Below are 18,599 nucleotides of genomic sequence, written 5' to 3'. Positions count from 1 at the left end.
ATCTTCCCGGATTTAATCCGCATTTAACGAACATTCGCCTTAATGGCGCTCCGCATGTTTGCGAGATGCATTCTGGGGAACTCACCGGTCCGTGAGAGTCCGAACGCAGGCTCGTGCGTCAAACGTGCGGCCTGCGCGCCAGTCATCGTGCGCGGGAGTGTGTGTGCGTGAAAAATTCTGGGCGTAAGGCGTAATGGCGTACAATACCGCGTATCGGGTTTCGACCGCCTGGAACGAACAGCCTCCGCGAAAGCTCACGCCGCAGGCGGTGATCGGCGGCGCGGGTCTCGCAGCCGTGGCACTGGCCTGCGCCTGGACGCTCTACATCAATGTGCTCGGCCCCGGCGTCCAGTCGATGGCGGTCGAACTGCCGCAAGTGGTTTTCATCCCCGGCGCGAAGGCCGCACTCGCCACTTCGGTCGCCGACCTCGACGTCACGTCGTCGCTGGGAACTCAATCGCGGGACACGCCTGCACCGGTCGCGCCTTCCGTGAGCGCGCCGCCGCTGTCGTTCAACGAGCGCTTCGTATCGCGGTCGGACGATTGGCCCGCATCGAAGCCGGTGCTGGCCAAGGCCGACAGGCTCCCGGTCGCGCAGCCGCAACAGACATACACCGTGGCGTCGCTCGCGCCTGAAGCGCTGCCCGAGCCTGCCACCCAACCCGAAACCGATGTGCCGCCTGCGCCCGAGACGCGCGACGCGCAATTGCCGTTGCCGAAGATTCAGCAGGCATCGCTTGCCATTCCGTTGCCAACGCCGCGCCCGGCCTCGCTGCGCGCCATGCCCGAAGGCCCATCGCGCGGCGAGATCGCCCACGCCAACAAGGCCGCGGCGCTCGCGGCCATCGCCCAGCCGAAACTCACCATCTTTGAAAAGCTGTTCGGCCGGCAGGAGAAAGGTCCGACGCTCGCCTTCGCGTCGCCCGACGGCGGCATCACCAGCGACGGCAGCAGCCTGACCCCCGGGCGCTTCGACAAGCAAACCGCCGTCTACGATATTTCCGCGCGCACGGTTTACCTGCCGAACGGCACCAAGCTCGAAGCGCATTCCGGCCTCGGTAGCAAAATGGACGATCCGCGCTACGTTCACGTCCGCATGCAGGGCGCAACACCGCCCCATACCTATGACCTCGCGATGCGCGAAAGCCTGTTCCATGGCGTGGAAGCGATCCGGCTTCATCCGGTCGGCGGGCCCGAGAATATCCACGGACGAACCGGGCTTCTTGCCCATAGCTACCTGCTCGGCCCGCGCGGCGATTCCAACGGCTGCGTGTCGTTCAAGGACTACGATGCGTTCGTCCGGGCCTACAAGAACAACGAAATCCGGCGGCTGGTCGTGGTCGCCAAGCTGGATTAGCTTTTTTGACGCGCGTTTTCTTCACGCGAACCGGCGCCAACTTCGCTCGAAAACGCTTCGCTCGTAGCTGTTGATAAGCCCGAAAAACCGGGGTTTTCCGGCATTTTCCTGTGCATTTCTCCCCGGCCCGCCACGATCTGTCCCCACCCGGCGATACATTGAATTCTCCTCATGGCCTCGCCGTTTCGCGGCGGGCCGTGATCCGTTCCTTCCGCCTCGAAGGAGAGTTCAGATGCTCGCGAACGTGCCGCTCCGGGATGCCAAGCCGGCCGTGATCGTGTGTCCGGGCTGCGCGCGTCACCTCATGGAGGTGCAGGACGTGCGATGGGCAATGACGCGGCTCGAGTTCACCTATCAGTGCTCGGGCTGCGGCGCGGAAACCATCCGGGCGATTGCGGGCGACACGCCGGTGTTCGTCTCGCGCGCCTCGACGCATTTGCGCAGCCTCGAAATCTTCAGCTTCAATCCCGATCCCGACAAGCTGTCGCGGCATCGCGGGCCGGACAGCAGAACCGGCTTTGCGGTCGACGGCGCGCGCCGGACGGGCTGAACCCACCGTATGTCGTTCGATCCCGCCTATGCCCTGCTCGTTGTCGGCCGCCTGTTGCTCGGCGGCCTGTTCGTCTATGCCGGCGTGCGGCACCTGTTCCTGATCCCGGTGCTGACGCAGGTCATCGCGGCACGCGGTGTGCCGTTTCCGCGCCTCGTGCTGCTGGCAGGTTCGTCGTTTCAGTTCGTCGGCGGCGTGCTGCTGATGGCGGGGCTATGGGTGCCGGCGGCGGCGTTCGGGCTGGTTGTCTTCACGATTGTGGCATCGTTCCTGCTGCTGAACTTCTGGGGCATGGAAGATCCCGCGCGGCAGAACACGATCAATGTCTGGCTCTCCAACATGGCCATCATCGGCGGCCTTCTGGTCACGGCATCACAGGCGCTGTAACGCGGCTTCAGAAGCACAGGTTGGTGACGACCTTGCCGGACTTGTCCTTGATGACGTAGGGGCATTCCGCGCGCTTGAGCGCCACCTTGGCATCGTCGTTGCCCAGTGCTGCGGCTTTCTCGTAGTAGGTTTTCGCAGCACTTGAATCCTGCGCGCCGCCGCGTCCGCTTTGCGCGAAATAACCCATGCGCTCCAGCGCGCCGGGATGATCCTGCGCCGCCGCCTTCTCGAACAGGCCGCGCGCGCCTGCATCATCCTTCGGACCGCCGACGCCATCCGCCAGCATGATGCCAAGCTGATACTGCGCCTCGGCATTGGTCTCGGCTGCTTTCGCCAGCAGGCTGCGCGAACGGGCCGCGTCGGCGGGCGCAGCGGCGCCGCCTTTGCCGGACAGGGCCGCGAGATTGCTGACGCCGCGCGGATTGCCGCCCTGCGCGGCGCGCTCGAACAGCTTGCCGGCCGCAGCCTCATCTTTGGCGACACCCGCGCCGGTCGCGTAAGCCACGCCGAGTTCGACCATCGCCGACGTGCTGCCCTTGTCGCTGGCCTTGCGCCAGGCCGCGATGGCTTCACCGTTCTGCTGGTTGGCGGCATAGGCGCGGCCGAGCTGATACATCGCGCGGCGCGACGAACCTGACGCCTGCTTGCAAAACTTGATCGCGGTCGCGACGTCGCCCGCTCCGATGCTGGTCACGCCCTTCGCGTCCGCCGGTTTATCCGGATCGGCGGGATCGGCGGCGAGCCGGTCGCACAGCACGAGATCGGCGGATTGCGCGTGCGCCGGGGCATGGGGCGCGGCCAAAAACGTCAAGGTCGCGATGCCGAAAATATAGGCAACCGGAATGCGCGCGGGCTTCATCGTGACAGGTTTCTTCATGAGCCTTTTATATCGCGCAATCGCCTGCGCGGCTACGCCTTCAGCCATTCCAGCAGCGGCGCGTTGATCTCGCGCGGATAGGTGTGGCTGAGATCGTCGATCTCCCGATAGGTCACGTTCGCGCCCGCCGCCGTCAGCGCCTTCTGCGCCTGCCGCGCCACCTCCACCGGAAACATCCAATCCAGTGCGCCGTGCACGAGATGGATCGGCAGTGCCCGGAGCCGCTCGGCGTCGGCCGTTGCAATCAGCATCGGGTGAAACGTCGCCGACACCGGCGCCAGATGCGTGAACGGCGATCCGCCGTCGAGCGCGCTGACATAGCAGAACGTGCCGCCGTCGCTCATGCCAGTGAGCAGCAGCCGCGCCGGATCGACATTCCAACACTCACGAACCGTCGCGACGATGCGCGCGAGGTTCGGCGTGTCGTTGTCGTCGCCCATCAGCGCCCACGTGCTGCCGAGAGAATTCCCGCGCGACGTCGGCGCGACGAGGATCGCACCGAACGAGCGCGCATCGCGCAGCCAGCTCCACAGGAAGCCACGGCCATGACCGCTACCGCCATGCAACGCCACCACCAGTGGCCACGCGCGGTCCGGCGTGTAATTTTCAGGAACATAGAGCGAGTAGCCGCCGCGTGTGCGCGGTTCGTTGTCGACATGCATGACGCCAGTCTCGTTGTCGCGCGCAGGCTGCATGGCGCGCGCGAGCGCATCGGCATCGCTACGCAACGACGGATCGAGAAAGAAGGCGTTCACCGCCGGGATTATTGCCGCGAGCGGATAGAGCGCTTCCTGCGCGCGCGGCGCATGACGCAAGGCCTTAAAGACCGCGCGGATGTCGCCCTGCCCGGCGGCTTCACGCAACTCCCTGAACGCGGACAGCGCTTCGTCGCTGGCGGCAATGAGCCGGGTGCCGACGACATCCGACGCATTTGATGGCTTGAAATCCGAATAGGCCGCGCGCAGCGCCGCGTCAGGCGTGCCGACCGCCGCCATCACGGAGCCGAACTCGGGCGGATCCAAATGACGCGCAATGAGACTGAGCGTCTCGAGGCAGGCGAACAGCGGCGGCAGGATAGTCGCGGGGTCTGATGTCATGGCGCGCAGGGTAATGCCCGGCGCAGCGCTGGCAAGACGATCCGCCGGACTGGCAGTTATGACGTCCCCTGGATTTCGTCTCCACCAGATGAAGCGCCCTATTCCTCCGGCTCCGTCGTGAAGAACAGCGGGTAACCCTTGGCCTTGCCGAGTTCGGTTGCTTCCTTGGCCTTGGTCTCGGCGACATCGCGCGTGTAGACCGCGATGACGCAGGCCCCTTTTTGGTGTGCCGTCAGCATGACGCGGCTCGCGGTTTCCTCGCCCATGCGGAACACCGCTTTCAACACCGTCACGACGAACTCGCGCGGCGTGTAGTCGTCGTTGAGCAGGATCACCTTGTAGAGCGGCGGACGCTGCAGCTTGGGCTTCGTCTTCGTTTGCGTCGTGGTTTTCGGTTTGACGGTGGTCGGGCTCATCGAAATCTCTTCCGAAATCGCGTCAGGTCTCTGGTTGCAAATCTCTCCGGTCTCTTGCTGGCATCGCCGCCGCCCGTCCCCATATCCGATGGAACGAGGCATCGAGGGCCCATGCCGCAGACCGGATCAAGCGTTATTTCGCGCATCGATTATAACGCGTCCACGCGCGAGCTTCACGTCACTTTCACGAGCGGGCGGCGCTACAGCTATTCCGGTGTGCCCGGCGAGGTCTATTACCAGTTCTGCCGGGCCGCCTCGCAGGGCGCGTTCTTCAACGCACTGATCCGCGACCGCTACGAATTCACCGAAGATCGCTGAATTCACGCGCCGCCCTGACGCCGCGGCATCTTGCCGTCGGGCGTCCGTCGCCACCAGAATTAAAGTTCAAAAACAATACTTTAAACGCGCAAGCCGCAACTGCGGCTGTCCATTTCGGCTAACGAGCTCATAAACCATCGAATTTTTTCACTTGCGCTCGTTTCCATCTCGGCTAATTAGAAGTTCTAAAATCGAACTAAGAGCCAGTTGGCGATTCACGCGAAACGGCCATTCGGGGAACGGCAGGAGGAGACCACATGTCGAAGAAATTGCTCATCACGGTTGCGGCGTCGCTGGCGATGACGGCTTCCGCGCTCGCCGGGGACGCGCCGGGCGTCACGGCCACGGAAATCAAGGTCGGGGCGACCTTCCCATTCAGCGGACCGGCCTCATCCCTTGGCAATTCCGGCAAGGGTCTCATCGCCTACATCAATCAGGTCAATGATCGCGGCGGCGTCAACGGCCGCAAGATCAACCTCATCACCTATGACGATGCCTACAGCCCGCCGAAGGCGGTCGAACACACCCGCAAGCTGATCGAGAGCGACGAGGTCGCCTTCATGTTCGGCCAGTTGGGAACCCCGTCGAACTCCGCGACCATCAAGTATCTCACCGGCAAGAAGATCCCCTCCGCCTTCATCACGACCGGAGCGACCAAGTTCACCGACGGCAAGGAGTATCCGCTGACCACCACGGCGCTGCCGAGCTACGATACCGAAGGGAAGATCTACGCGAAGTATTTCCGCGCGCAGGTGCCGAACTCGAAGGTCGGAATCCTTTATCAGAACGACGATCTCGGCAAGGATTTCGTCGCTGCGATGAAGGCCGTCTACAAGGACGACTACGCGGCAAAGGTCGTGGCCATCGCTTACGAAGTTGCCGATCCCACCGTCGACTCGCAGGTCGTCAACCTGAGAGCCGCAGCACCGGACGCACTTCTGATTGCCGGTACGCCGAAGTTCGGCGCGCAGGCCCTGCGCAAGATGAACGAGCTGGGATGGAAGCCCCTCACCCTGATCAACTTCGTTGCCGCCTCGATCGGCAACACGTTCGTGCCTGTCGGCCTCGACAAGGTGACAGGCGTGGTGACGGCCGGCTTCCAGAAGGATGCGACCGATCCGAAGTGGAAGGACGACAAGGGCGTGAATGACTTCGTCGCGTTCTTCAACAAGTATCTGCCGGGCGCGGATCTGTCCGACCAGAACTACCTGTACGGCTATCAGCAGGGCATGATCCTCGAGCAACTCATCAAGCAGAGCGGCAAGGATCTGTCGCGCGAGAACATCGTGGCGCAAAGCAAGAGCTTCAAGGACTTCGCGCTGCCGACCGCGCTGCCCGGCATCAATGTCAACACCACTCCCGCAGTCAATCAGGCCTACACCCAGATGCAGATGCAGCGCTGGAACGGCAAGAGCTGGGAACAGTTCGGCGGCGTCGTGAAGGCGGACTGATCTCCCGTTCTGCCCTTAACGGCCATCGAGGCGTCGCGGGTTCCGCGACGCCTCGATTTTTTATGCCCTCGCCGCAATCGCCCAAGCTGGAACGCGGCTTGTCATGACGCGTTGTATCGATATCCCCGCCGCGCGGCACCGCCACCGGCAATCTCCCGTGATCGACATGGAAAACGTGGAATCGATTGGCATGACTGCGCCCTATTATTCGGACCCCGCCACGGCGACCTACAAGGTTAGGCCGGTGTCGTTCGTCTTCGCCGATGACGGGCTGGTGCCGAACAATCCGCTGCCGTTCCTGCTCTACAAGGGCGCCATCGCGCTGAATGGCCAGCCGGAAGAAACCATTGAAAAGCTGTTCGCCGCGAACGGCTGGGGGCAGATGTGGCGCAACGGTATTTTCGGCTATCTCCACTACCACGCGACCGTGCATGAGGTGCTTGCGGTCGCACGAGGGCGCGCGAACGTGCGCTTCGGCGGCGATCAAGGCCAGGAATTCGAGATCCGGAAGGGCGATGTCGCCATTCTGCCGGCGGGCACCGGTCATCAGTGCCTGTGGGCGAGCGAAGATTTCCTGGTTGTCGGTGCCTACCCGCCAGGACCGGAGATGGAAATCACCCGCCCGACGCCCGAAAACCACCGGCTCGCCCTGCGCAGGATACCGCGGGTGGCCCTGCCCGAGACCGATCCGGTTTACGGACCGGACGGTCCGCTGGTCGAGCTATGGAAAAGGACGTGAAGTAAAGGCGGGGCCGAGGGGCGCGTCAGGGCGTAGCGAAGGTCCGCGAGGCTTCTTCCCGTCCCATCGCCACGCAGACTTTCTTGCGGCGGATGGCGCCGAGAGCGCCGGTGATCTTGAGCACCTTGCCCACGCCGCAGGTGCCGTTATCGACGAACACGACCGATGACGGCGGCAGGAAATACGGTTCTCTTTTCAGAAAGGTCGGGGTCGCGTCCTGCGCCAGACAAGGCGCGGAGGCAAAACACAGCAACGCGACGGCGAAGACGGTACGCATGACACTCGTTTCCCAAACCGGCAAAAATCATAATGCGCCATTTCCGTGAACGTTCCAAGACGGGATCGGCGGCAGCCTGATTATTTTCGTGGCACGAGCCTGTAGCACGAGCCTTGCGGCGGCATCACAGCAATTTTCCGGAACGGTAAACGCCCCGGTGTGTTGGGCCACCTCAACGGAGATCCTCATGCGACACAAACTTCTCCTGACAACTTTGGTGGCAGCCTCGGTCGCTGCATCCGCGACGGTAGCGATGGCCCAAGCCGCCCGCCTTCCTCGCCGGGCGGTTCGGCTGCCGGCACCCCGGGCGTTTCGCCGGCAACGCCGCCCCCGGTCGCCACCCCGCCCGCAACAACCGGCAGCAATACCGGCGGCGTCAACCAGCCCGGTGTGCCGAACACCTCGACGCCGGGGTCGATCGGCACCGGGGCATCCCCCAGCGGCCTGCCGGGCGACAGCACCAGCAATCCTGGCTACCCGGCTCCTGTCGGCAGTCCGAAACGCTAAGACAGGCAGCAAAAGGCCCCCGAATTTCGGGGGCCGTTTTTCTCAGGTCCACCTGTTCAGGCTTTCCGCCGACATTGCGCTTCCTGTCTAAATTGTAATCGCCTCACGCCGATGTTCCTGAACAACGCCCGGCAGCAGCCGGTTGAGCCTTCGCCAAACGAAGGAGGCTCTCATGCCACGCAAATTCATTCTGACAGCGCTCGCGGCCACATCGGCCGCCGTCACCGTGCTGACGATCTCAACAGTCGCACTCGCGCAGGACGCGGCCGGTTCGGCTAGCGTGTCCCCGGCAACGCCCCCGGCCCTGTTGGCTCCGATGCCGAGCGGAAACAATACCAGCGGCATCAATCAGCCCGGCGCGCCAAACACATCAACGGCAGGAATTATCGGAACCGGCGCGACGGCGAGCGGACTGCCGGGGGAAAGCACTCACCATCCAGGCTTTCCAGGACGGGTTGGTGGACACCGGTAACTCCCGTGGCCCGGCTTATTTCTTCGCTTCCTGCTTGAAGGGCGCAAGCAGCCAGAGCGTCAGAAACGTGAACAGCGAAATGACCACGGCCACGTCGTAGGAGCCGAGGCCGACGGCGGCGCCGGTTGCGCCGGTCGCCCAAAGGCTGGCGGCAGTCGCGGTGCCGCGCACGGAGTTCTCTGTTTTCAGGATCGCGCCACCGCCGATGAAGCCCATGCCGGTCATCAACCCTTCGATGATCCGGGCGGTGCCTTCGGGATGGCCTTCAAGGATATGCTCGGTCGCCTGCACGATGCCGCAGGTCGCGAGCGCCACCAGCGGAAACGTGCGCAGGCCGGCGCTGCGTTCTTCCTTCTCCCGGTTCCATCCGATCGGCAGCGCCAAGATATAAGCCACCGCAAGCGCGATCAAATGCGGGCCGATCCGGAAACTGCCGGTGGCTTCCAGAAGCGCTTGCATGGGGAACTCTCCGAGGGTCAGGCGTCGTAGCCGCCGACCGTCGAAGGCGGCTACTCGGTCTTGGTGGTGCTGTTCGAGCTTGTCCGGGGCGTGCCGTCCTTGCCCGAGCCCGCGATGCGAACCTGATCGCCCTCCGCGATGCCGTCAAGCGGCGTCACGATCACGCGGTCATCCGCCGCAAGGCCGGTCGCGATCTCGATGTCGCGGCCGAGATCGCGCGCGATGGTCACTGTCTTGAACATCACCTTGTCGCCGGCGCTGACGGTGGCGACGCGAAGCCCGCTGTTGTTGAAGATCAGCGCGCTCGCCGGGATGGAAAGCGGCTGAACGTCCCGCGTCAAAGCCAGCTTGACGTTGGCGAACGCGCCGGGGCGCAGCTCGTTGTTGGTGTTCTCGATGGCGAGCTGCATCCGCGTGGTGCCGGAGGAAATATCGATCGACTGCGCCGACGCTTCGATGGTCGCCGGGAACGTACGGCCGGCATACTCCGGCACGGTGACAATCGCTTTCGCGCCCATCCGGATTCCGGGCAGATAGCTTTGCGGCACGTTGACGTAGAGCCGCAGCTTCTTGACATCGGACACGACGAACATCGCAGCACCGGCGCCGGTGCCGCCGTTGATCAGCGCGCCGACATCGGTGTTGCGCTCGGTGACGACGCCGTCGAACGGTGCCGTGACATTCTTGTAGCTGGCCAACGCCACCAGACGCGCGACGTTGGCCTGCATCGAATTGACCTGCGCTTCCTTGCTGGCGAGATCCGCGGAGCGTTCGTCGATTTCCTGCTGCGACACGAAGTTGGAGGCGAGCAGCGTCTTGCGCCGCGCCAGTGTCGCACCGGAGAGCTTGGCCGCCGCCTGCGCGTTGGTGAGGTCGGCGCGGGCCTGAAGCAATTGCTGGTCGAGGTCCGGCGCTTCGATCTCGGCGAGCAACTGCCCTGCCGTGACCTTCGCGCCGATGTCCACGTTCCATGTTTTGAGGTAGCCGCTGACGCGCGCATAGATCGGCGCGCGCGAATAGGCCTCTAGCCGGCCCGGCAGTTCGAGCGTGGCGTCGAGCGGCTTGGTGCCCGGCAGCGCCACCGCAACGGACGGCACCGCCTGTGCGTCGGTCCACTCGCGCAGTTTCACGTCGCCGTTCGAGCGCGTGATGATGCCGGTGACGACCACTGCCGTGAGCACACCGATGGCAACGGTTCCGTACAGCCGTATCTTGCGCGGCGACACCGGCGGGGCTTGATCAGGTCGCATGAACGATCTCCGGTGCCGTCGCAGGTTTTGCGGGCATCTTCTTGTGAACCATACTGAACACCACGGGCACGAACATCAATGTGGCGAACGTCGCGAAAACAAGTCCGCCGACCACGGCGCGTCCGAGCGGCGCATTCTGCTCGCCGCCCTCGCCCATGCCCAGCGCCATCGGCGTCATGCCGATGATCATGGCCAGCGCCGTCATCAGCACCGGACGGAACCGGACGAAACCGGCGTCGAGCGCGGCCGCGACCGGATCGCCGAGTTCCTCGTAACGCTCACGGGCGAAAGAAATCACCAGCACGCTGTTGGCGGTGGCGACGCCCATGCACATGATCGCACCCGTCAACGCGGGCACCGACAGCGTGGTGTGGGTTGCAAACAGGATCCAGACGATGCCGGCCAGCGCGGCGGGCAGCGCAGATACTATCACGAACGGATCGGACCATGACTGGAAGTTCACAACGATCAGCAGATAGATCAGCACGATCGCGCCGAGCAGACCGAACAGCAGGCCCGCGAACGCACTGTTCATGGTCTCGACCTGACCGAGCAGGACGACGGTGCTGCCCTTTGGAACGTCCTTCGCGGTGTCCGCGATGATCTTGTTGATGTCCTTCGCCACCGCGCCGAGATCGCGGCCCTGCGGCGTCGCGTAGATCTGAACCATGGTCTGAATGTCGTATTGCGAGACCACCGCGCTGGACGCGGAGCGCTTGATGTCCGCGATGCCGCCCAGCATCGGCGAGTTCGCCATGCCGGCGGCGGAAATCGGCAGCGCTTCGAGCTTGTTCAGCGAGTCGATCTTGTACTGCGGAGTCTGCATCACGATGGAATACGACACGCCGTTGTCCGGATTGAGATAGAACGTCGGCGCGACCTGCGAACTGCCGGCGAGATTGACGACCATGCTGTTGGTGACGTCGCGCGCCGTCAGCCCGACATATTGCGCGCGGGTGCGGTCAACATCGACATTGAAGCCGGGATTGTTCGGCGACTGCTGGATCCGCGCATCCGCGATACCTGACACGAGCCTCACGCGCCGCAGGAGGTCAGTGGCGTACTTGAAATTCGCATCGCCGTTGGCGCCGCGCACCTGAATGTCAATCGGCGCCGGCGCGCCGAAATTCAGGATCTGGCTGACGATGTCGGCCGGCAGGAACGCGAACGAAATGCCCGGAAATTCGCGCGGCAGTTTCTCGCGCAGCTCGCGCACATACTCGTCGGTCGGCTTGTGATCTTCCCTGAGCTTGATCTGGATGTCGCCGTCCTGCGGACCGATCACGCCGGTGTTGTTGTAGGTCATGTTGATGCTGCTGTTCGGCATCCCGATATTGTCAGCCATGGTCTCGATCTGCTCCGGCGGAATGATCCGCCGGATGGTCTTCTGGATTTCCGCCAGCCGGTTCGCGGTCTCCTCGACGCGAGTGCCGACCTGATTGCGGACATGGATCAGGATCTGGCCGGTATCGACCGACGGGAAGAAGTTCCGGCCGAGAAACGGCACCAGCAGGAACGACAGCGCGACGAAGGCGAGGAAGCCCGTGACGAACAGCGGGCGGCGGCCAAGCGCCATTTCGAGCAGGCCGTGATAGCCCGCCCTGAACTTCTCGAACCGCGCCTCGAAACCGCGCTGGAACATCACAAGCGGATTGCGGGTGCGCGGCTTCTCCGCGGCATTGCCGTGCTCGTCATGGGCGTGCTTATGCAGCAGGTACTTCGCCATCGTCGGCACCAGCGTGCGCGACAGGATGAACGACCAGGCCATCGCGAACATCACCGAGAGCGCCATCGGCACGAACAGGAAGCGCGACACGCCGGTCAGGAAGAACATCGGCACGAACACGATGCAGATACACAGCAGCGATACGAAGGCCGGCGTCACGATCTGCCGCGCGCCATCGAGAATCGATTCCTCGACCTCCTTGCCCTGCTCCAGATGCCAATTGATGTTCTCAATCGTCACCGTGGCATCGTCGACCAGAATACCGACTGCGAGCGCAAGCCCGCCGAGCGTCATGATGTTGAGCGTCTCGCCGATCGCCGCCAGGCATATGATCGCGCCGAGCACCGACAGCGGGATCGACACCGCGATGATGACGGTCGAGCGCCAGCTTCCCAGAAACAGCAGGATCATGACGCTCGTCAGCGCCGCGGCCAGGATGCCCTCGAACGCCACGCCCTTGATCGCGCCGCGCACGAAAATCGACTGGTCGCCGATGAACGACACCTTGAGCGAGTCAGGCATCGTATCCTTGATATCGATGATCTTCTGTTTGACGCCCGAGATGATGTCGAGCGTCGATGTCGCGCCGGCTTTCAGCACCATCATCAGCACGGAGCGGTTGCCGTCGACATGAACGATGTTGGTCTGCGGCGGGTTGCCGTCGCGCACCGTGGCCACGTCGCGGATATAGACGGTCGCCCCGTTGACCACCTTGATCGGCAGATCGCCCAGTTCCTCGATCTTCAGCGGCGAGTTGTTGAGCCGGATGTTGTATTCGAAGTTGCCGATCTTCTGGGTGCCGACCGGCGTGATCAGGTTTTGCGCGGCAAGGGCGTTGGCGACGTCCGCCCCCGACAGGCCAAGCGCCTGCATCGCACTCGGATTGAGATCGATCTGGATCTGGCGTTGCTTGCCGCCGTAGGGCCACGGGATCGCGGCTCCGGGCACAGTGACCAGCGGCGTGCGCAACTGGTTGGTGGCGAAGTCGAACAGGTTCTGTTCGGTCAGTCCCTCACCTGCCAGCGCAAGCTGGATGATCGGCACCGTGGAAGCGTTGTAGTTCAGGATCAGCGGCGGCGTGGAGCCCGGCGGCAGCTGCCGGAGCATGGTCTGCGAGATCGCGGTGACCTGCGCGTTGGCAGTGCGGATGTCGACATTGGGCTGGAAGAAGATCTTGATGACGCCCGTTCCGTTGTAGGAATTGGCAACGATGTGCTCGATGTCGTTGACGGTCGTCGTCAGCGCGCGCTGGAACGGCGTGACGATGCGGCCCGACATCTGGTCCGGCGGCAGGCCGGTATAGGACCAGACCACGCCGATCACGGGGATGCGGATTTCGGGGAAAATATCGGTCGGCGTCCGCAGCGCCGCGAGCGGCCCCACGATCAGAAGAAGAAGCGCCAGCACCACGAAGGTATAGGGGCGGCTCAGGGCAATTCGGACGAGCGCGTTCATTTCGACGTTTCTCGGTCAACGGGCACAGCATTGGACCCGCAGGAAAGACCTGTTCTTCGACGCTTTTTATCTAGGGCGCTGATCTACCCGAATCCGGCGGGATTGCGCAACGCCGCAATCCTCACAGTCGCTTGTTCGGACGCCAAAATCAGCCGGTTTTCGGGGATTCGGCCGTTAACATTTAGGATGAAGAGGCGGTCACAGGATCATCTGGGTCTGCGTCACAATAGCGACCAGCCGGCCCTCCCCGGTCTCGAGCCGGGTCTGCCACACCTGGGTGCGCCGCCCGAGATGGACCGGGGTTGCGGTCGCCCGGATGGTGCTGCCCGCTTTCGCGGCCCCCGTGAAGTTGGTCTTGCTCTCGATCGTGGTGGTGCCCTTGGCGTCCGCAGGCAGGTTGATGATGGTGGCCGCGGCGCCGACGGAATCGGCAAAGGCCATCACCGCGCCGCCGTGAACCGAGTGGCCGAGGGTGCAGAGGTCTTCACGCACCACCATGGTCGCCACCACCTTGTCCTTTTCCGCCTCGGTGAAGGTGACGCCCATCAGGACGGCCAGCGGCATCGGCCGCGACTGGATCAGTTCAAGCAAGGTCACGTTGTTGCTCCTCGGGTTAATGCAAAAGATGAGCGAATGCGCCGGATCACGACGTTAAAGTAACGGATGAACGCCGGTCCTGCGGATCACGCGGCTTCCACGCCGCACCATCCCGCTACGAACAGCGCGATCGCGCGCGTGGTCTTGCGCAGCGACTCGATTTCCACCCGCTCGTTGAAACCGTGCATCGCTTCCGCATTGGCGCCGAAACACAGCGACGGAATCCCGGCGTTAAGTCCGTAGAACCGCGTGTCGGTCAGCGCCGTGAACGCCAGCTCCTTCATCGCGCCGCCATAGACCGTCTCATAGGCATCGCGCAGAACAGCCTCGGAGTCCTCGCCGCCGGTCAGTTCATAGCCTTCGGACAGGAAACCCGACCATTCCACCGCGGGCGGGTTCTGCGCCAGAAATGCGTGCGTCTTCGCAGCCGCCTCGACGCAGGCGACGATCTCGGCCTGATGATCCGCAATCGACCATCCCGGCAGCACGGCGATGCGGCAGTCGATGTCACACCATGCCGGCACCGATGACGCCCAGTCACCGCCCTTGATGATGCCCGGATTGAAGTTGATCGGATGCTTCACGCGGCCGAAATGCTTGTCAGCCGCGGCGCGTCTGTTCCATTCCTCTTCCAGTACTTCAAGCGCCTGAACCAGATGATATGCCGCCTTGATGGCGTTGGCGCCGACGCCCGCCTCGTACACATGCGCCGGCTTGCCGCGCACCTTGAGGCGAAACCAGATCACCCCGACCTGCGAGCGCACCAGCTTGCCGTTGGTCGGCTCCGGAATGAAGCAGCAGTCGGCGCGATAGCCGCGCTGCACGGCGGAGAGCGCGCCGACGCCGGTGCTTTCCTCCTCGATGACGGATTGAAAATGAATCCGTGCGGTCGGCTTCAAACCGGCGGCGCGCAGCGCATCCAGCGCGAACAGCGCGGCCATGGTGCCGGATTTCATATCGCCCGCGCCACGGCCGTACAGCCAGCCGTCCCTGACCGCCGGCGAGAACGGCGGCGTGTCCCACATGTCGAGCGGACCGGCGGGCACCACGTCGCAATGGCCTTGCAGGATCAGCGAGCGTCCCGCCTCGCGCGCCGGGCGATACGTTCCCACCACCGTGCGCGCGCGGGAGAAATCGTGTTCGATGGGACCAAAGCCGCGCAGGTCTTTCAGGTCGTTGGTGTCGATGCGCCAGTCGTCGACCTCAAAGCCCCGCGCGCGCAGCAGATCCCCCATCATGTCCTGACACGGACCTTCCGCGCCGCGCGTCGAGGGAATGGACGAGAACTGCTTGGTGGTCTCAAGCTGCCGGTCGAAGGCATCGTCCACCGCGTCGAGAATGCGGCGGCGGGTGTCGCTGGCGATCGTCTTGGCGTCCATCGCGTTTCGTCCCTTCATGCGTCTGCGCGCAGGTTATTGGCAACGACTGTAGCCAAATTTAAGGGACCGTTGGAAGGGACGCGATGACGTGCGAGGTAAAGGTCGATCGCCTTTCGGCTGGAAACGGCCCAAACCGAACAATTCCATGCTAGTCTCGCAAGAACCAAACGGACGGCGGGTGATAGCAATGCTGGAAACCGACCAGGTGTTCGCCGGCTCGATCCCGGAAAACTACGACCGTTATATGGTGCCGTTGATTTTCGAACCGTTCGCCGCAGATCTTGCACAACGCGCAGCGTCCTTCTCGCCGAGCGCCGTTCTGGAAATAGCCGCGGGCACCGGGGTCGTTACCCGCGCACTGGCGCCGAAACTGCCCCCCGGCGCGAGCTACATCGTCACCGACCTCAACCAGCCGATGCTTGATTACGCCGCTTCGCAACAACCTCCCGACAGCCGCATCACATGGCGGCAGGCAGATGCGCTGGCGCTGCCGTTTGACAATGCGGCCTTCGATCTCGTCTGTTGCCAGTTCGGCGCGATGTTCTTTCCCGACCGCTCAGTTGCCTACCGCGAAGCAAAGCGAGTCCTGAAGCCCGGAGGACATTTTTTGTTCAGCGTCTGGGATCGCATCGAGGAGAATGTATTTGCGGACGATGTGACGAACGCTCTCGCACAGATTTTTCCGAACGACCCGCCGCGCTTTCTGGCACGCACACCGCACGGCTACCATGATAAGGCCCTGATCCGCAGAGAACTGGAGGACGCAGGTTTCTCCCGCGTGGTCATCGAGACGAAAGCCGAACAAAGCCGTGCACCCTCCCCTCGCCTTCCAGCCGTCGCCTATTGTCAGGGGACTCTTCTTCGCAACGAAATCGAGACCAGAGAGGCGGGAAAACTGGAGGCTGCAACAGACAGCGCCGCATCCGCGATCGCCCACAAGCATGGTAGCGGTGAGGTTGCCGCCAAAATTCAGGCGCATGTGATCGTGGCTGCGGCCTGAGTGTTGGAATAACCGGTTCCGGCACATCGCGAGACATTACAGACAATAATTCCAGTGCGGTTTTGGTTCGCAAATCCGCGAAAACTTTGCGCTGCAAAACGATGCGGACTTGCGAACCACCACACTAGTACCCCACCGTGAATCGCTGACGCGAATGCGCGGGTTTCTCGACTTCATCGGCGAGCGCGATGGCATAGTCCGCGAACGAGATGCTGCTGCCCTTCTCATTGGTCAGAAGCTGGTCCTTGCCGAGCCGGAACGTGCCCGTGCGCGGCCCTTCAAAGAACAGCGCCGACGGCGAGAGAAACGTCCAGTCGATATCCTTCTCCTGCCGCAGCAGGCTGAGAAACTCGCCGCCCTTGGCGGCTTCGTCCTTGTAGGCGGCAGGAAACTCCGGCGTCGAGACCAGCGTGACGCCCGGCGCGACCTCAAGGCTGCCTGCGCCACCGACGACAAGATAACGTCTCACGCCCGATGCCTTCACCGCCGCAATCAGCACCTGCGGATCGCTTTGCAGGAAGTGCACGGCGCTGATGACGGCGTCATGTCCCTTGAGCAACGCGGCGAGACCGTCCCTGTCGAACACGTCGCCCTTCTTTGGCGTCACGTTGACCTGTGCCTGAACCTTGTCCGGATTGCGGACGATGGCCGTGACCTGATGACCGCGGCGCACGAGTTCCTGGAGAATGGGCGAACCGGCGCGGCCGGTGGCTCCGATCAATGCGACTTTCATGTTTGCATCCCTTGTCCTGTACATGGTATCGAATGGATACCAACTAACGAATGGACATCAGATGCCCCTTGGCGAGCCCGCTGTGAAGAAGGCACTTTTGCGAGACATGGTCCCTCCGGCGAAACCTGTTCCGAAAAGGCCAGCGAAGGCCCCGCGCGGCTCATGGCCTGCCGATCCTTACGCGGAGGATTGTCCGACCCGGCAGGTGCTCGACCGCATCGCCGACAAATGGACTGTGCTGCTGCTGATCCTGCTCTCCCGCAGGCCGTGGCGGTTCAATGAACTGCGCCGCGAGATCGGCGGGCTCACCCAGAAGATGGCTTCGCAAACCCTGAAGGGTCTGGAACGCGACGGTCTCGTGACTCGCAAGGTGACACCGACCGTTCCGGTGACGGTGGAGTATTCGATCACGCCGCTGGGACGCACGCTGAGCAAGACCGTGGACAGCTTGCGCATCTGGGCCGAACAGCACCTGCCCGACGTCGCGAAGGCGCAAAGACAGTATGACCGGATGAAGGCCCCCACTGTGTAGATTTAGTCACACACACGAAGTTTGCGCGGTTGTTCTGCGTGCGTTCGCAAGAGTTGATGAGGCGTTTACGGTGTGCGCGATAGAATGATTCATCGTCGGCAACACCTCGCGAAGGCGCCGGCGAAAATCAGCTCCCGTTATCAAGGAGAGCAATCATGCCAGCCTATGCGCAGCATCACCAACCGCCTCGCGATCTTCATGCGACCATGGCAACGTGTCCAAGCTGCCAGAGCCTTTCCATGCAGATCAGGGAAGTTCAGCCTCACTGGGACCTGGCGAGGGTCGACTTCGTCTATGAATGCCCGGCGTGCTGTACCGAAGTGCGGGAGATCGTGGCGAAACATTAAGTGCTGGTCTCGCGCACTTGAGAAACGCCATGTCGTTCGCAAATATCCGGCGACCGCACGCTGACGGTTCCCTGTGCCGGCGCAGCTTGCGATGCAATCGCTGCCTATGAGAATCAGGCTTGCCCGATTACGCTGGAGCATGACCTACGTTTATCTCATCTGCGCGATCGTTCTCGAGGTCATCGGCACGGCCGCGCTTCAGGCCTCCGAGCAATTCACCAAACCCAAACCGCTGATCCTCACCGCGCTGGGTTACGGAGCCTCGTTCTATTTTCTCTCGCTGGTCCTGCGCACGATGCCGGTCGGGATCGCCTACGCGATCTGGTCGGGGCTCGGCATCGTCCTGATCACACTCGTCGGTCTCGTCTGGTTCGGCCAGAAACTCGACACCCCCGCCATCGCCGGTCTCGCGCTGATCATCGCGGGCGTCGGCACCATCAATCTGTTTTCATCGACCGTTTCGCATTGAAACATTGGAGAGACCCGTCATGGACAATCGCAACATCCTTTACGCAATCGTCGGCGCGCTTGTCATCGCGGTCGGAGTTCTCGGCTACAAGGTCTATCAGGACAACAAGAAGCCGCAGGGCCTGCAGATCAATGTCGGTCCCGACGGTCTGAAGATCCAGAACAAGTGAGCCGGACGGACATGACTGCTGCCTGCTTGCGGAGA

At 63.0% G+C, this 18,599-nt stretch carries 21 protein-coding genes; 11 read left to right on the top strand and 10 right to left on the bottom strand.

Annotated elements, in window-relative coordinates:
- Positions 1–193: 193 nt before the first annotated feature.
- From AC07UB_RS01535 to AC07UB_RS01525, 3 genes are all read left to right on the top strand, one after another.
- A complete protein-coding gene (locus AC07UB_RS01535; protein WP_494652390.1) occupies positions 194–1,357 on the top strand; it encodes a DUF2778 domain-containing protein in 1,164 nt (387 codons plus the stop codon).
- Between the two features lie 232 nt (positions 1,358–1,589).
- Complete coding sequence (locus AC07UB_RS01530; protein WP_494652391.1) at positions 1,590–1,907, top strand: hypothetical protein; 318 nt, start codon at positions 1,590–1,592, stop codon at positions 1,905–1,907.
- Positions 1,908–1,916: 9 nt separating this feature from the next.
- Positions 1,917–2,294: a DoxX family protein gene (locus AC07UB_RS01525; protein WP_494652393.1), complete on the top strand. Its 378-nt coding sequence runs from the start codon at positions 1,917–1,919 to the stop codon at positions 2,292–2,294.
- Between the two features lie 7 nt (positions 2,295–2,301).
- Here the strand turns inward: AC07UB_RS01525 and AC07UB_RS01520 are convergent, their stop codons facing one another.
- The 3 genes from AC07UB_RS01520 to clpS all read right to left on the bottom strand — a co-directional run bounded on the left by AC07UB_RS01520 (position 2,302) and on the right by clpS (position 4,684).
- Positions 2,302–3,153, bottom strand: a complete 852-nt coding sequence (locus tag AC07UB_RS01520; protein WP_494652710.1) for a tetratricopeptide repeat protein — start codon at positions 3,151–3,153, stop codon at positions 2,302–2,304.
- Between the two features lie 50 nt (positions 3,154–3,203).
- Positions 3,204–4,268 carry a carboxylesterase family protein gene (locus AC07UB_RS01515; protein WP_492789369.1) on the bottom strand — a complete coding sequence of 355 codons (1,065 nt, stop codon included), beginning with the start codon at positions 4,266–4,268 and terminating at the stop codon, positions 3,204–3,206.
- 98 nt (positions 4,269–4,366) lie between these two features.
- Positions 4,367–4,684 carry an ATP-dependent Clp protease adapter ClpS gene (gene clpS, locus AC07UB_RS01510; RefSeq protein ID WP_492789370.1) on the bottom strand — a complete coding sequence of 106 codons (318 nt, stop codon included), beginning with the start codon at positions 4,682–4,684 and terminating at the stop codon, positions 4,367–4,369.
- Positions 4,685–4,795: 111 nt separating this feature from the next.
- Here clpS and AC07UB_RS01505 point away from each other — a divergent pair, with 111 nt between their 5' ends.
- From AC07UB_RS01505 to AC07UB_RS01495, 3 genes are all read left to right on the top strand, one after another.
- Positions 4,796–5,002, top strand: coding sequence for a KTSC domain-containing protein (locus AC07UB_RS01505; RefSeq protein ID WP_492789371.1), 207 nt, complete (start codon positions 4,796–4,798; stop codon positions 5,000–5,002).
- A 257-nt stretch (positions 5,003–5,259) separates the two neighbouring features.
- The gene (locus AC07UB_RS01500; RefSeq protein ID WP_494652396.1) at positions 5,260–6,453 is read left to right on the top strand and encodes an ABC transporter substrate-binding protein; all 1,194 of its coding nucleotides are present in this window, start codon (positions 5,260–5,262) and stop codon (positions 6,451–6,453) included.
- Positions 6,454–6,643: 190 nt separating this feature from the next.
- On the top strand, positions 6,644–7,192 hold the full coding sequence (locus AC07UB_RS01495; RefSeq protein WP_492792626.1) for a cupin domain-containing protein: 549 nt from the start codon (positions 6,644–6,646) through the stop codon (positions 7,190–7,192).
- Positions 7,193–7,217: 25 nt separating this feature from the next.
- Here AC07UB_RS01495 and AC07UB_RS01490 read toward each other — a convergent pair whose 3' ends face one another.
- Entirely contained in the window at positions 7,218–7,469 is a 252-nt protein-coding gene (locus tag AC07UB_RS01490; RefSeq protein WP_492789373.1) for a hypothetical protein, read from the bottom strand.
- Positions 7,470–8,148: 679 nt separating this feature from the next.
- On the opposite strand from AC07UB_RS01490, the gene AC07UB_RS01485 reads away from it, so the two are divergent.
- The gene (locus AC07UB_RS01485; protein WP_492789374.1) at positions 8,149–8,448 is read left to right on the top strand and encodes a hypothetical protein; all 300 of its coding nucleotides are present in this window, start codon (positions 8,149–8,151) and stop codon (positions 8,446–8,448) included.
- Between the two features lie 15 nt (positions 8,449–8,463).
- Here AC07UB_RS01485 and AC07UB_RS01480 read toward each other — a convergent pair whose 3' ends face one another.
- The 5 genes from AC07UB_RS01480 to AC07UB_RS01460 form a co-directional block, all read right to left on the bottom strand.
- Positions 8,464–8,907, bottom strand: coding sequence for an MgtC/SapB family protein (locus AC07UB_RS01480; RefSeq protein WP_492789375.1), 444 nt, complete (start codon positions 8,905–8,907; stop codon positions 8,464–8,466).
- Positions 8,908–8,957: 50 nt separating this feature from the next.
- Positions 8,958–10,157, bottom strand: a complete 1,200-nt coding sequence (locus tag AC07UB_RS01475; protein WP_492789376.1) for an efflux RND transporter periplasmic adaptor subunit — start codon at positions 10,155–10,157, stop codon at positions 8,958–8,960.
- A complete protein-coding gene (locus tag AC07UB_RS01470) occupies positions 10,147–13,338 on the bottom strand; it encodes an efflux RND transporter permease subunit (RefSeq protein ID WP_492789377.1) in 3,192 nt (1,063 codons plus the stop codon). Before AC07UB_RS01470 ends, AC07UB_RS01475 begins: the two co-directional genes overlap by 11 nt.
- 198 nt (positions 13,339–13,536) lie before the next feature.
- Positions 13,537–13,935 carry a PaaI family thioesterase gene (locus AC07UB_RS01465; RefSeq protein ID WP_492789378.1) on the bottom strand — a complete coding sequence of 133 codons (399 nt, stop codon included), beginning with the start codon at positions 13,933–13,935 and terminating at the stop codon, positions 13,537–13,539.
- An 86-nt stretch (positions 13,936–14,021) separates the two neighbouring features.
- Positions 14,022–15,314, bottom strand: a complete 1,293-nt coding sequence (locus AC07UB_RS01460) for an ArgE/DapE family deacylase (protein WP_492789379.1) — start codon at positions 15,312–15,314, stop codon at positions 14,022–14,024.
- A 187-nt stretch (positions 15,315–15,501) separates the two neighbouring features.
- Between AC07UB_RS01460 and AC07UB_RS01455 the strand changes: the two genes are divergently transcribed.
- On the top strand, positions 15,502–16,314 hold the full coding sequence (locus AC07UB_RS01455) for a class I SAM-dependent methyltransferase (RefSeq protein WP_492789380.1): 813 nt from the start codon (positions 15,502–15,504) through the stop codon (positions 16,312–16,314).
- 124 nt (positions 16,315–16,438) lie between these two features.
- Here AC07UB_RS01455 and AC07UB_RS01450 read toward each other — a convergent pair whose 3' ends face one another.
- Positions 16,439–17,047, bottom strand: a complete 609-nt coding sequence (locus AC07UB_RS01450; RefSeq protein WP_492789381.1) for an NAD(P)-dependent oxidoreductase — start codon at positions 17,045–17,047, stop codon at positions 16,439–16,441.
- 82 nt (positions 17,048–17,129) lie between these two features.
- Here AC07UB_RS01450 and AC07UB_RS01445 point away from each other — a divergent pair, with 82 nt between their 5' ends.
- From AC07UB_RS01445 to AC07UB_RS01435, 3 genes are all read left to right on the top strand, one after another.
- Entirely contained in the window at positions 17,130–17,579 is a 450-nt protein-coding gene (locus AC07UB_RS01445) for a winged helix-turn-helix transcriptional regulator (RefSeq protein ID WP_494652398.1), read from the top strand.
- 486 nt (positions 17,580–18,065) lie between these two features.
- Entirely contained in the window at positions 18,066–18,395 is a 330-nt protein-coding gene (locus AC07UB_RS01440; protein ID WP_492789383.1) for a DMT family transporter, read from the top strand.
- A gap of 19 nt (positions 18,396–18,414) precedes the next feature.
- Positions 18,415–18,564 (top strand): hypothetical protein, encoded by a 150-nt coding sequence (locus AC07UB_RS01435; protein WP_492789384.1) that lies wholly within the window; start codon positions 18,415–18,417, stop codon positions 18,562–18,564.
- Positions 18,565–18,599: the final 35 nt, after the last annotated feature.

The sequence above is a fragment of the Afipia sp. GW821-FHT04G03 genome (genome assembly GCF_059419985.1).
Note: the sequence above shows the minus strand (reverse complement) of the source record. Positions and strands in the feature narration are given on the sequence as shown.